Annotated in this window: 12 protein-coding genes; 8 read left to right on the top strand and 4 right to left on the bottom strand. The window is 39.3% G+C overall.

The genetic code is table 11. The features are described from left to right. Window positions 1-407: 407 nt before the first annotated feature. From AXA65_RS03460 to AXA65_RS03470, 3 genes are read left to right on the top strand one after another with little or no spacing between them, the layout of a single operon-like run. Window positions 408-1,235, top strand: coding sequence for an MbnP family protein (locus AXA65_RS03460; RefSeq protein ID WP_063968743.1), 828 nt, complete (start codon window positions 408-410; stop codon window positions 1,233-1,235). Beyond that, window positions 1,228-2,304: a cytochrome-c peroxidase gene (locus tag AXA65_RS03465; RefSeq protein WP_063968744.1), complete on the top strand. Its 1,077-nt coding sequence runs from the start codon at window positions 1,228-1,230 to the stop codon at window positions 2,302-2,304. Before AXA65_RS03460 ends, AXA65_RS03465 begins: the two co-directional genes overlap by 8 nt. Next, window positions 2,304-3,254: a transporter gene (locus AXA65_RS03470; protein ID WP_063968745.1), complete on the top strand. Its 951-nt coding sequence runs from the start codon at window positions 2,304-2,306 to the stop codon at window positions 3,252-3,254. Before AXA65_RS03465 ends, AXA65_RS03470 begins: the two co-directional genes overlap by 1 nt. Before the next feature lie 60 nt (window positions 3,255-3,314). On the opposite strand, the gene AXA65_RS03475 is transcribed toward AXA65_RS03470, so the two are convergent. Together AXA65_RS03475 and AXA65_RS03480 are read right to left on the bottom strand one after the other, a co-directional pair. Next, window positions 3,315-4,544 (bottom strand): OmpP1/FadL family transporter, encoded by a 1,230-nt coding sequence (locus AXA65_RS03475; RefSeq protein ID WP_063968746.1) that lies wholly within the window; start codon window positions 4,542-4,544, stop codon window positions 3,315-3,317. A gap of 10 nt (window positions 4,545-4,554) precedes the next feature. Beyond that, window positions 4,555-5,898 carry a DUF4270 family protein gene (locus AXA65_RS03480; RefSeq protein ID WP_063968747.1) on the bottom strand — a complete coding sequence of 448 codons (1,344 nt, stop codon included), beginning with the start codon at window positions 5,896-5,898 and terminating at the stop codon, window positions 4,555-4,557. A 224-nt stretch (window positions 5,899-6,122) separates the two neighbouring features. Between AXA65_RS03480 and AXA65_RS03485 the strand changes: the two genes are divergently transcribed. From AXA65_RS03485 to deoD, 5 genes are all read left to right on the top strand, one after another. Further along, on the top strand, window positions 6,123-7,106 hold the full coding sequence (locus AXA65_RS03485; RefSeq protein WP_063968748.1) for a Kelch repeat-containing protein: 984 nt from the start codon (window positions 6,123-6,125) through the stop codon (window positions 7,104-7,106). Then, a complete protein-coding gene (locus tag AXA65_RS03490) occupies window positions 7,093-7,419 on the top strand; it encodes a DUF4907 domain-containing protein (protein ID WP_063968749.1) in 327 nt (108 codons plus the stop codon). The genes AXA65_RS03485 and AXA65_RS03490 overlap by 14 nt, the downstream gene beginning before the upstream one ends. A 66-nt stretch (window positions 7,420-7,485) precedes the next feature. Next, window positions 7,486-8,532 carry a sensor histidine kinase gene (locus tag AXA65_RS03495; protein WP_063968750.1) on the top strand — a complete coding sequence of 349 codons (1,047 nt, stop codon included), beginning with the start codon at window positions 7,486-7,488 and terminating at the stop codon, window positions 8,530-8,532. Window positions 8,533-8,538: 6 nt separating this feature from the next. Then, entirely contained in the window at window positions 8,539-9,243 is a 705-nt protein-coding gene (locus AXA65_RS03500; RefSeq protein ID WP_063968751.1) for a LytR/AlgR family response regulator transcription factor, read from the top strand. Between the two features lie 71 nt (window positions 9,244-9,314). Then, window positions 9,315-10,022: a purine-nucleoside phosphorylase gene (gene deoD / locus AXA65_RS03505; protein ID WP_063968752.1), complete on the top strand. Its 708-nt coding sequence runs from the start codon at window positions 9,315-9,317 to the stop codon at window positions 10,020-10,022. 78 nt (window positions 10,023-10,100) lie between these two features. On the opposite strand, the gene AXA65_RS03510 is transcribed toward deoD, so the two are convergent. Beyond that, the gene (locus AXA65_RS03510; RefSeq protein ID WP_063968753.1) at window positions 10,101-12,647 is read right to left on the bottom strand and encodes a M4 family metallopeptidase; all 2,547 of its coding nucleotides are present in this window, start codon (window positions 12,645-12,647) and stop codon (window positions 10,101-10,103) included. Window positions 12,648-12,728: 81 nt separating this feature from the next. Further along, window positions 12,729-14,105, bottom strand: coding sequence for a DUF4403 family protein (locus AXA65_RS03515; protein ID WP_228391612.1), 1,377 nt, complete (start codon window positions 14,103-14,105; stop codon window positions 12,729-12,731). Between the last annotated feature and the right edge of the window lie 149 nt (window positions 14,106-14,254).

Below are 14,254 nucleotides of genomic sequence, written 5' to 3' on the forward strand. Positions count from 1 at the left end.
TAAGGCCTTGGCTCGGGTCGGGCTGTCCGCTACTATCTTTTTGTCTTATCACATTGAGGCTATAAACGACGTTTGGTCAAAAGACAAAAAGGATATCCGCTACCATCCCTATCGCGGGATTCGGCATAAAATCAACGATTCAACTAAAAAATCATTATTGTCCAATAAAATTACAATACAATTATCAGGTCGCTCTTCTAGAGCTTTAATTCTATCGATATCTATTTGCTATTAACAGTTCGCTTCTAACGAAGCTTTGCAAAGTCCCATCGGGACGTACTGTTAGTAGAAAAAAAAAGAAGTCCCAAAAACAAAGCTCCATAGGAGCGGACTGTTAATTTATCCTATAAACATTGAGTTCTTCAATTTGTTTATATTTTTTTACGGACAACCATAAAAAAAATCATATGAAAATCTATAAATTTTTATCATTATTCCTTATTGTAATTAATTTAATTACCATTTCATCTTGTTCCAATAATGATGACGACGAAATTCAAAACACAGAACCCGGAAACCTCCAGCTCAAATTCGAAAACGGATTCAACAATCTTGGAAATATCGTCCTAAATCAAACCACGCAAACTTCATCAAACGGGCAAAAACACCAATTTTCCACGTTGAAATATGTCATCAGCAACATCTCCCTCATCGATGAAAACGGCAACGAGTTCAAATACAATTACAACAATCCCGACAAAGGCGCATTCGTCATCAACCAAGCCGAGGCAAAAGGCGGAATCGTTTACGCTAACCTCACAGAGATCCCAAAAGGGAATTACAAGAAAATCAAACTCGGATTGGGAATCAGCCCAACTGCTTACTTGATTGGGCAAGACGGACAAGGCATTTTCTGGGACAAAGCCAAACAAGAAGGAATGGCTTGGTCGTGGTCAGCCGGTTACATTTTCGCAAAGCTCGAAGGGAAATATGGAACTTCATCAGCCGACACAGAATTTATGAACCATACCGGAAATATGGGCGATACCACAGTCAACGGAACTGCAGACCTCTACCGAGAAGTCGTTTTGGATTTGCCAACAACCGCAAGAGTAAGCAAAGAAATCACGCCATCGATTCATATTCTGGCAGACTTCAATCAATATCTGAGTGGACAAACCGCTTTGACCATGACCCAAGCCAACCAAATGGCGATGGGAAGTAGTCCGCATCTGGTGAGTGTCAGCAACAACTTGATCCAAATGTTCAAAGTTGACCACGTTCATAATGATTAATCCATTTCAACAATTCCAGAGAGGACGATTGCGTTCTCTTTGGATTTTTCTTGTTTTAATTTCATCAATTTTAACGTCTTGTTCTAATGAAATCGAAGGCGAAGTTTTCGAGGAAGACAAAGCGTACAATCTGGAAATTCCGACTTATTTTCCGGCTTTGGCTTTTGATACAGAGAAAAATCCGGTCACAGTCAATGGCGTTGCGCTGGGAAAGAAATTATTTTATGATGGAAAATTATCCCGAAACAATACGATTTCCTGTGGATTTTGTCACATTCAGGAATATGCTTTCACGCACCACGGACATTCAGTCAGTCACGGCATCGATGATAAATTGGGAATGCGAAATGCGCCTGCGATTCAAAATATGGCTTGGCTGAAAAATTATACCTGGGACGGCGTGAGTCATAATCTGGATGAACGTTCATTAGTGCCAATCACGACAGATTTTGAAATGGACAGTTCGATTCCGGAAGTGATTTCGAAGTTAAGTGCGGATTCGAATTACAAGAAAATGTTCAAGTCGGCTTTTGGCGACGAGAATATTAATGGCGAAAGAATTTTGAAAGCTTTGTCGCAGTTTATGGTTACAATGGTTTCAGCGGATTCCAAATACGACCAAGTTAAAAATGGAAAAGCGAGTTTTACGAATCAAGAATCTCAGGGAAAAACTTTATTCGAAAACAAATGCTCGAGTTGCCATTCAGGCGAATTATTCACGGATGAAAGTTACCGAAACACAGGAATGTATTACAATTCGCAGTATGATGACCGCGGACGATATCGTGTGACTTTGGACTGGAATGACAATATGAAATTCCGGGTTCCAAGTTTGAGAAACGTCGAATTGACCGCGCCTTATATGCACGACGGAAGATTTTATTCTTTGGATGCAGTTCTCAATTTCTACTCCGATAATGTAGAAAATCAACCAAATCTTGACCCGATTTTGAAACAAAACGGACATATTGGAATTGCGATGACAAGTTTGGAAAAACAATACATCATTGCTTTCCTGAAAACCTTGACAGACCAGAATTTCATCAAAAACAAAAAATTTGCAGAATAATGAAGAAGCTTATTTTAATTTTACTTTTAATTCTTAATATTTCAATCTCAGCGATTGAGAAAGACAGTCTTTATATTCCGAAATATGATACTCAGAATCTTTTGAACACTCAGGAATTCTTTTGTGATGCTTGTAGCTGTGCGGCGGGAAATGGTTCTTCCGGCTTTGAATCTTTGTTGAATCCACAATTCATCGGCATCAAATATTTTGCGCAACATTACAAAGCGAAAGAAAATCTCTTCACGAACGACTTGACGCAAGACCAATATTTCAATACAATTCAAATCTGGGGAAAGATTCCGATTACGGAAAAATTAAGTGTTTATGGAAGTTTGCCGTTTCAGTTTTACGAGAAAAAGACTTTGCAAGGCGATATCAGAATCAATGGAATTGGTGATGCGAGTTTGATGGGAATTTATCAAATCCTTAATTCTAAAAATACGTTTCATCAATTGAATGGCGGTTTTGGTGTGAAAATTCCGATTGGGAAATTTGATGAGAGAGGAATTACGGGTGTAAATCCAAGTTTTCAGTTGGGAACGGGAAGTTGGGATTATCAGCTGGCCATTAATTATAAATTTCAGAAAAATCTTTTCGCACTGCTCATCAATACAGATTATACCATTAAAACTGAAAATAAAAAACAGTATCAATTTGGGAATCAATGGAATTATGCTTTGACTGGATTCCAGAGGATTTGGAGAAATGAGAATAGTATTATTTCAGGAAAATTGGGTTTGCAAGGCGAAGTTTACGATTGGAACAAACAGTTTGGCGAAGTGATGCCTAGAACCGCCGGAAGCGCGCTTTATGGGAAAATCGGTTTCGAAGCTTCTTATAAAAAATGGAGCATCGGAAGTGAAATGATGTTGCCGGCTTACACGAATCTGGCAAGTGGTGATATTGAGGCTAAATCAAGATTTGGGTTATTTGTTAATTTTGGAATTTGATGATTTAATAAAAAAAGGAGGCGCTTATAAAAAGTTCCTCCTTTTGTAATATAAATTAAATTAATTGATGTAGCGTTTGGTAAACCATTTATCCAGAAAATCGATGCTGATGTTGAGCATATGATAATTCTCTTTGATGGCAATATTGCTGAAGGCACCGCGTTTTCCGTAACCGTAACCAATGTTCAAAACTATTTTGCTCATCGGAACGCCAACACCAAAGGTTGCTTCCAATTTGTTGATTTCCCGATTATTGACTTTATAATATCCTGTGTCATAGTTGAGACCGAAACGGTAGATCAAAGCTTCGGAAACGTTTGTCGGATTTTTCTTTTCCGGAAGAAGTTCGAAGCCCAGACCGTAGACATTTTGGTTGTAATATTTCTCATTTGTGATCGTTTTTTTAACCTCGCTCCACTTACTTTGGGTGTAATCAAAACTGAAACGGTATCTGTCATTTTTCAAAACACTGACTCCAATTCCCATTTCCAACGGCAATGCAGAATCTTTGGAAGAAAGTTTTGTTGTGATGCTATTTGTGTAATCTTTATTTTCTGAGTAGACACTTTCGCCTTTCGCATTCAGATTACTTTTGAAATTGACAATCGCGCCCAGAGTTAATTGGAATCTTTCTTTAGCAAAATATTTATTAAACTGCGTTCCCAGACCGTAGCTGAAACCTGTGTATCTAATATTTCTGCTGATTTCCAAGACAGAAGTTGTGGTAATTGTCTCCACTCTACTGATGGTCCCAAAGTTATTTTTCACCTTTCCACCGACGCTCCAATTGTTATTGATCTTATAACCTGCTGTGACTCCAAGATTTGTAATGCCGCCGCTACCTTCATAGGTAATTGGATATGTGCCGGAAGTCCCTTCGATTGGAATGGTGGAAACAAATTTATAATCTGACGAAGTTGTAGGCTGAACGCTTGCGCCAATAGAAACTCTATTGGAAATCCTCATTGCTAAACCTAAGTTTGTAAAATTCCCATTGATGCGTTTGTCCTTACCCTGATTGCTAGAGATATTATCATATTTCAAAGTTCCGCCGACATCATAAATGACATTTTGCGACCCGATAGTCGTGATGGATGCTGGATTTTTGGAATTGATATAATCCGGAGATTCGAGAGCAATTCCCGTATTTCCCAACGAAATATTCCTCGCATTGTCAACATTATTGAAAGTTCCAATCCCGAAATATGAATAAGGCGAAGAATCCTGCGCTTCTAATTTCTGTGTGAAAACCACTGCAAAAATTATGATGATTTTAATTTTCTGATACATAAATTCTTGATTAATAGCCTAAGATGTAAAGCTTGAGTTTAGCCGGATTAGTAGAATTTTTTGGGTCTCCAAAAACTGTTTTTCCCGAGAGTACATCTGTGTAAGATGACGGATAGATCAAAACATTATAGTTGGATGTGGCTGTCTCGGAAAGGATCGTATTGACGTAACTCAACAATGAAAAGCTGTATCCATAATCACTTTGAAACTCACTCGTGTCGGTCAAACTGGATGTGATCTCTGTCGCACCATCGGTTTCTACGAAAGTAGAGATGATGTTGTTCTTTCTGTCTCCCAGATAATAATGCATCACCTTAGGATTATAAAACTGATCAGAATAATAGCCAGCAACAGGACTTAATGAAAGATCTGCACTGATGATCCAATAGTTGGTGTAAAGATTTTTCAACGTTTTGACATATGGGATCTCGACCTTGGTGTAAACGCCAATTCCCGCCATCAGATAAGTTCTATTTCCCAAATTCTTGGACTCAATAGGATTGCTTGGCGTAAGTCCTGAAAGGTCGGAGTTACTAAAATCGCTTTTTATTTTGTTGTATTGATAGGTTGAGCTAGGATTGAGGTCAAGTGTATATTTGATTTCTTCTGTTCCGTTTACCGAAGCTGTGTGGTAATACATTCGGACAACATTCGAGACTTTTTCTTTGGTCGTATTGCTGATCTGGGCTTCGTAAGACGAATTGATCCCAAAACGCAACATCGCATTATTATCAGAAGAAGGTACCAGCGCCAAACCTTTGTAGAAATTAAGGAAATATTCCTGACTGGTCGCATCTTTGGTTTTCAGCAGGTTGAAGACGTTCTGCCCGTACGATTGATCTAACTTTATTCTCACAAAACTACTATCTGTATTTGGTCTTGGAAGAAACTCGGCACTTCCAATTGACGCGGAAGAATATTTGAGGTCGCTGTTGTTATAAAGATAACCGCTATTCAGTTTGATCCTGTCCGTCATTGGATGAACATCGAGTTTAAAGGTCTTGAGCGTGTCGCCATAATAAAAATCATTATTGGTTAGATACATCACGATAGAATCGAAAACGACATTGGTGGTAGCTGCCAAAGAATAGCTCGCTGGCGTGAGCTCAAACATCGATGCAGAGTTGACAGTTCCAAAAGTGTGATCCTTGATATTCCCAACCATTATGGCGCTTTGCCCAGACGTGATCACAGAATCCTTCATGATTGTCGACATCCTGAGTGTCAGCGTATCGATCATCGCAACTTTGGATTGCGCAGACATCAGGGAGTTTCCTACTTCATAGGTGTTGCTTTCTCTTTCACAGGAAAATAAAAGGAGGATTACAGCACACAACAATACATATTTGTACATTTTTTTCTGTAAACATACGTTGTGAGAATACTTGAGCTAAAATATTTTCTTCCCTTCCCGCTTAGTTTTCGACAATCCAGGTCTTTGTGTAGACCGATCTGGTTTTAAAGAATTAATGTCAAAGCATCGAAACAATCAAACAGTTTAACGACAAAAAATGCGTGTTCGTCTAAAAAATTTTCAAATGCCCTCGGAATGGGATTCATTTGCATCAAAAAATAAGAATGGACAAAAAACTTTCGGTTTTGATGCTTGCTCTTGCAGGGATGTTTTTATTATCAAGCTGTAATAATGACGATGATGATGATGAGTTGGTAGGAAACTGGGTAAGAGTTTCCGATCTGGATGGTAAACCACGTTCCAATGCTTCCGCTTTTGTGGTGAATGGCAAAGGATATTTAACCGGAGGCTACGATGGCGAATATTATTACAACGACCTTTGGAGCTATGACCCGGACGCCAATTCCTGGACACAGAAAGCAGATTTTCCGGGCGTGAAGAGAAGTTCGGCCGTTGGATTTGCGACCACCTCTTTCGGCTATGTCGGAACAGGCTATGATGGACTCAACAAGCTAAAGGACTTCTACAAATATGACCCAACATCCAATTCTTGGAGTCAAATACAGGATTTCCCTGGCACAGAAAGATATGCAGCGTTGGCTTTTGGCGTTGGCAACAAAGGATTTGTAGGAACAGGTTATGACGGAAGCGAGTTGAAGGATTTCTACAAATATGACGAATCTACTTCTGCGTGGACCAACATCGTAAGTCTTGGTGGTGCCAAAAGAAGAGACGGTGCAGCATTCGTGATCAATGGGATAGCATACGTCGGATTTGGGACCAACAATGGAAGTCTAGTTTCAGATTTCTGGGCATTTGATCCTTCTGCGGAAACCTGGACCAGAAAAGCAGATACAAGCAACGATGACGATACTCAAAACAGATCTTCCCCGGCAGCGTTTGCAGCAAATGGTCTAGGATATGTTTCCACAGGATCAGTGAGTGGCGTTTCCAACACCACTTGGGAGTACAGCCCATACACAGATGATTGGACGGAGAGAACCAATTTCCAGGGATCTTCCAGAGAGAGTGCAGTTGCTTTTTCATTTGAAACCTATGGTTATGTTTTGACAGGAAACAGCGGTTCTTCTTACTTTGATGACATCTGGGTCTTCCACCCAACAGAAGCTGACAATGATGATGACTAGACCTTTTTGGAAATTACTTTTGGTTTTAGGATTGATATCGATCTCCTGTCAGAAAAAAAGCACTGAATTGGATATCAAAATCACCAAACAAAAGACAGGTTACGGTTATCTAATCATTAAAAATAAAAAAACTTTTATCAATCAGCCCTATATTCCGGCAATCGCTGGAGACCAAGCCTTCAAGGACAGTTTGCAGGCCAGGAGAACGGCTGATCTGGTCATCAGAAAAATAAGAAACGCATCGTTTCCCAGGATCTCGATAAATGAACTGGACTCCATGAAGATCGAATACGAGATCCAAAAACTTCAATAGCAATAATTCCTTCGATGCTTTTATCGGAGGAATTTTGCTCGTTAAAATAATAATAAAAAAAGTGTTATGAAAAACCCATTCAAAAGAATCAAATCGACCTATGTTTACCACTTTGTGATTTGGATCATTCTGATTTTCTTCAAATTCATCATGGATTATTCTGTATTTGGAAATCTGATGTTATGGATGAATCTGAAGGTATTAGGAGTTTTCATGACCATTTTTTATTTGAATTACGCCTTGTTTCTGCCATTCATCATCAAACAAGATCCAAAGACCAGAATCACGATCGTCTTTACTTTTATCGTGATCTATGTTGCTTGCTTCTTTTTATTCATGCCGACGATGCCGAATCATCCGCCTTTCCCTCCAAAAGATTTTCCAAAACCAAGAAGAATGATGAAGCCGTTTGAACAGGGACTCAATTTTCATGAGATCATCTTCAAGATCGGGCTATTCTCTATCGTTTTCAGTACGCTCCTTTTCTTTGTTGATAAATGGCTGGAAAATCAAAAAATGTTAAAAGCGCTGGAGTTCGAGAGAAAATCCAGCGAACTGAAGATCCTGAGGGAACAGATCAATCCTCATTTTTTCTTCAATGCGTTGAACAGTATTTATTCGTTATCAATTACCCAATCCAAAGATACGCCGAGAGTAATTTTAATTCTATCCGACATTATGCGTTATGTTCTGAATGATAAGAATGGACAGAAAAACAATCTCAACGATGAGATCATCAATATCAAAAAGTATATCGAGATACAGTCTATTAGATTTAATAAATTCAATAATATCAACTGGCAGTTCTATGGCAACTTCGAAGCTTACCAGATCGAGCCACTTTTGCTTTTGACCTTTATAGAAAATGCCTTCAAATATGCAGATTTCAGTAAAGGACCACTTGATATTTTAATTGATCTCAAGGAAAATGTTCTCAACTTCAATGTCAAGAATTTCTACGAGACCAAACCTAGCGAGAGAACCGACAACAATAAACTGGGAATCAAGAACACCAAAATGAAACTGGATCTCCTCTATCCCGAAAAATATAAGCTGGAAATCCACGACAACGGCTCTGAATACGAAATCAATCTAACCCTTCAACTAGACTAAAAAAAAATGAATTGTATCATTGTAGATGACGAGGAACTAGCGCACCACGTGATTGAAGAATATATCTCGAGGATTCCTTTTCTGAATCTGGTTGCCAATTGCTACGACATTCAGGAAACCATCGGTGTTTTACAAAACAACAGCGTTGACTTGATCTTCCTGGACATCAATCTCCCCAACATTTCAGGCATCGAGTTTCTGAAAAGCTTCAACAAACTTCCGAATGTGATCATCACAACGGCTTATGACAACTGCGCCATCCAAGGTTTTGAGATGGATGTCATTGATTATCTGCTGAAGCCTTTTTCATTCGAAAGATTCCTGAAAGCAGCCTACAAAAGTTTTAACCTGACGAATAACAAAAAGCTGTTGCAGGAAACCACGTCTGCCATCCGGGAGTCCTTCATCTTCGTACGATCCAACAACGAGGACGTCAAACTAAATCTGGAAGAGATCACAAGAATCAATGCGCTGAAGGATTACATCATCATCTACACCAATACTCGGAAACTGATCGTGCACCAAACCATGAAGTCCATTATGGAGAAAATCAATTATGAAAATTTTATCCGGGTTCACAATTCGCATATTGTTTCGCTTCATCACCTTCAAAGTGTGGGGAAAAACAGCATCATGATAGGTGACGAGAGAATTCCTGTGAGCGAAAAGTACAAACCTTTTTTAACTGGAATTATTGAAAGATATAAGTAAAATTTCCTTAGATTGATTTTATTCATTAAAATATAAATTTTATATTCACGGTCTTAAAAAAACCATTGAATATGAGTGTTCACATTAGTGCTAAAAAAGGAGAAATCGCCAAGACCGTTTTGATGCCCGGCGATCCGTTGAGAGCTAAATATATTGCTGATAATTATCTGACCGATGCCAAATTGGTAAGTCAAACGAGAAACATCTTTTTCTACACCGGACTTTACAAAGGAAAGGAGATCACCGTTGGAGCCAGCGGAATGGGATTTCCAAGTATCGGAATTTATTCTTTCGAATTGTTTACAGAATATGAAGTTGATACGATCATCAGAATTGGGACTTGTGGTGCTTATTCCACGGATTTGAAATTATTTGATATTCTAAATGTAGAAAATGCGGCGAGCGAAAGTACGTATGCAAAATTTGCCTGGGGAATCGAAGAAGAGTTGATCTCTCACCAAGGAATTGCCTTTGATAAGATCAATGAAACAGCAAAAGAATTAGGACTTGATGCGAAAGCAACGAACATCCACTCCAGCGACATTTTCTACAGAAAAGACCCAGCTGTTCCCGAAATTGCAGTGAAGCATAACTGTCCTGCAGTCGAGATGGAAGCTTTTGCATTGTTTGCCAATGCGAAACATTTGGGTAAAAATGCGGCTACGATCCTGACTGTTTCCGATATCATCCCAACGCATGAGCAGATCTCTGCTGACCAGAGAGAACAGGCCTTGAGAACGATGATGGAGTTGTCATTGGAAACTGCTTTGAAGTTTTAAATTGAACTTTATATCATTAAAATAAAAAACGCCTTATGACAATTCATAAGGCGTTTTTGTATGATCAGAGATCTCGAATTACTTCTTGATCACTTTTACAGAGTTGCTTTCTGTTTCAGAATTCACTTTCAGGATGTAAGTTCCGTTCAGCAATTGGCTCATATCCAATGAAGCATTTTTCGTATTCACATTGAATCTTTGAATCAGCTGTCCAGCCACATTGTACACTTCAATATTTTTCAGGTTAGAGTTATTTTTATTCTGAATGGTTACAAAACCAGAAGTTGGATTTGGAAACACCTGGATACCGTTTTGTTTCTGCGCATCTTCTACAGCAAGAGTAGCACAGTTGTAAACATAGATCTCATCCAGATACCAACCATCGATACCGTTGCAACCGTCAGTTCCAATCTCAAAACGGAACTTGATATTAGATCCGGAGGTCACGCCGATCTTGGAAAGATCGATGACACTTTGTCCCCAACTTCCGCCAAGAGATCCACCATCTGTTCCTGTGAAGGCACGTTGTCCTTTCAAAGGATTATCGTTTCCACTATTTGCAAGTACGGCGTTGTACGAATTTTGAGTAAATGCAGTAGGCGGAATCAAAGTCCAAGAACCACCATTTACACTGTATTTTATATTTCCGCCATCATAAGCAGATTCTGTTGCCACGTAATGATTGAAAGCCATCTCATATTTCCCAGCTGAGAATGCAGGGAAAGTAATGGTTGGACTTTCTATACGCAAAATTCCGTTTTGAAGACTTGTTGTACAGTTTCCGTTGATCGGATCGGCACCAAATATGGCCTTTCCTGTTCTTCCTTTTGGTAAGTTATCTATCACGACCCAATTTCTCTCTTCCCAAGTAGCAGCATTCGTAGGAACATTTGTAACGGTCCAGTTGCCTAGGCCATTTTCCCAATCCTCTTTGAAAAGCGGAGCAGAAGTCGCAGCGCCACAAAGATCTGGCGTTGCGCTGAGAATAGGTACATAATTACACTGATCAACCGGAGAAGATCTCAGCTGAACTGCTAAGATCCCGTTCTTCACATTTTCCACATCAGCAGTTGTGAAAGCTTGGCCAGTCAAACCTGCAGCTGTTGTCGTCGTAGACAATCCTTCCAGGTTGATTCCTATCAGATCATTAGCTGCAGCTTCCAAAGCATCGGCAAAATTTGAAAAATCACTCGTTGGCGTCAAGTAGTTTTTCTGAGCTCTCCACCAAAGATGTGCTGCCTTAACAAATCCAATACTTGGCATCGTGTAGCCATTGTACGTGCCGCCATCCACAAGAAGTGCATACAAATGGTTTGGCACCCCAGAGTTGGAGTGAACACCACCACTGTCTGTGGTTCCGCAGAAGTAATTAGAAGTATCCAAAACTCTTCCCGGATCACCATTACAGTTGGGATTCCACATATCGCGGATCGGTGCTCCAAAAGCTGTTGCATCTTCGCCTATTTTCCAGCGGATCGACCCAGAATTACAAGCTGTAGTGGTTCTCACACTTACATTTTCGCCTTCATCCTCATAGTTATTGAATAGATCGATGGTTTCTCCCCAAACATCCGAATAAGATTCATTAAGTGCACCCGACTGGTATTGATAGATTAAACCACTGGTGTATTCTGTGTAAGCGTGCCCCCACTCGTGAGCTACCACATCATCCGAAGCTGTTCCAGTACAGTAATTAGCTGTTACGCCATTCCAGTTCGCATTTGGACAATTGATGTTCGGATTGTTGTTGATGGTCACCATTGTTGCATCTGTACTGTTGTAAGAGACATAGCCAAAAGCATTTTTGAAGAAGTTGTAAACGTGTTCAGACGTCACCACTTCATTTTGCTGCCACTTATCTAGTGTTCCGGGGAATGCATCGCCTTCTTTCCATTTCAGGTTTGTAGCATTGGTATTGGTTTCATAAAGTTTTCTCTCGATAGGATGAATACCTGTGAACTGCTCTACCAATTCTCCCGTATGTGCGTCGATAAAAAGGAATTCTCTTACATCATTTTTATTAGTTACTTCTACCTCATAAGCCAAATAAGAAGTGACTACTCCACCTTGAACTAAGTTTTTCGGAAAGATCAAAAGATTGTTTTTTCCAATCTCCAGAGGAACATTGTTATCGGTCAAATTTTGTTTTGCAACCAGACCTTTTGCAATACTTGCAGCTTGCTGGGAAGAAATATCCGGGGTTGCATTGACCTTGATATTGGAGATCGCATTGCCATTGATAGATGTCAGTTCTTCTTCTCCATTAAAATGAAATTTCAAGATTCCATCATAAACGGGAACACCTTGATATTGCTGTCTGTAGATCACATTCTTCAAGCCGTAATTATCCGTTGTCTCTTCTACAAAGACAAGATCATTGATCGATCTCAAATTGAAAGCTTTGAAGTTTTCTGCCAGAAATTCTGCAGTTTTAGCTTTTGCCCCAGCAGACTTCAGTTGTAGTGAAGTAGAATTTCCGAAACGGATAAAGTTGGGATTGGAGGTGCTGTTACTAATCGTAACGCTGGCATTGGTTTCTTTTTTAAGTTTTGTAAGTTCTTTTGATTCCTGAGCAAATGCGCATAAATAGCCTAATGCAAGAACCAGAGATAGAGTTTTCTTCATTTTTAAATTTTCTTTAAAAACAAATATAGGGATTATTCCATGCAATTAAATCAATGATATACCATAAATAATGACAAATTGTTAAAAACTCAACCCCGATACATTCATCTGCAATTGGGCTTTGGTGTCGATGACGATGGTGATGTATTTTTCCGATAATAGAAATTGTGTAGGCTTCAGATCTATAACATTGCCTTGCAGTCGGATTCCTTTTACATACTCTTTGTTGAAGTTATCGACCATGCTTTTCTTAGAAGAATTCTCGATATCCAACAGTGGAATGCCGTAATCCTTTTCTATCATTCTTCGGATCTTGCCTTCGAAGAGAACAGTCAAAGCTTTTTGGAAAAAATTCTTGGTCTTAAGATTGAAATCGGTGACATTGAGTTTGATCTTATGTTCTTCCGCACTGTAGAATGGTTTCCCTTTGATGAAAGCCGTCCCGTTCACTTCGCCCGTTGTTTGCGCTTCTATCACGATGTTCTCTTTTTCTTGATAGACCTTGATATCGGTGATCTTCACTTTTTGATCTTCGCTGCTCATCGCAAATTCTTTATTAAGGAATTGTTGTTTGGCAATCCTTGTGGCTTCATCGAAACTGATATTCGCAGTTGTTTGAAGATTGAATATGTTTGGAAGATTGGGATTCAATGTAAAATTGGGAATCGTGTTGACATCTCTTGTCGCCAAAGGCACTTGCCCAACATAAGTTTCGGAATAAAGGTCAATTCCAATGGTCATTTTGATCTTATCCTGAAAAACCTGAAGCGGCGACATATAAGTAGTTTGCGGCGAAATCTTCAACCAAGTGTTATATTCTTCCGAAACATTGATCGGTTTTGAAAATTGATTCCAGGCCATCACGAGGTAAGGCTGAAGGTTGAACTGCGATTTGATCTGCTGATCGATAATGGTCGTGAATTTATTCTGTTGTTCCTTCAATGTACTTTCGATCAGCGGAGCAATCGGTATCTTGATCTTCCCATAGTCCAAAACCGGTTTCTGCGTCCACACGAATCCCGCTGTTGTGGTTTTGGTGTTCAGTTTCCAATCAGGAGCTGCGGCAATCGTTGTAATGAAATTCATTATCAGGTTGAAATTGGTATCTTGGTACACATAATACCCGAAAGTTCCGTAACCTTTTTCCGCCCATATTTTCAACGGAACAGATATCATCAAGCGGTTTCCAGTCAAGGCTTTTATAGCGATGTTCCCTTGCTTTTCTACTTTCACTTTGAACTGGTCATTTTTGTTGTCTGTGTAAGACTGATCTTCGTACAAAACACCTTTCACGGATTGATTGATCAAACTATTGATCTCTGAAATTGGAAGTGAAACCGGCAATGTGATATTGGATTTGATCTTTGGCAAGATGTAAACCGGCTGTGGTGCCTGAGAAAAAGCGATGAAACTGATCAGTAAAAAATATAATGCTGTGAACTTTCGAATTGGATCCATAACTATTTTTGATGAAATTTAAAACGCAAAATTAATGGTTTTATTGATGACAAAAGAAAAGAGAGCAGGGAAATCCTACTCTCTTTTTAGTCATATTTTATAATGATTTGAATTAAAAAAAACAAACTTCTGCAAGTCCGATGAATAGA

Origin of the sequence: Chryseobacterium sp. FP211-J200, from assembly GCF_001643375.1 — a bacterium.
Lineage (GTDB): Bacteria > Bacteroidota > Bacteroidia > Flavobacteriales > Weeksellaceae > Epilithonimonas > Epilithonimonas ginsengisoli.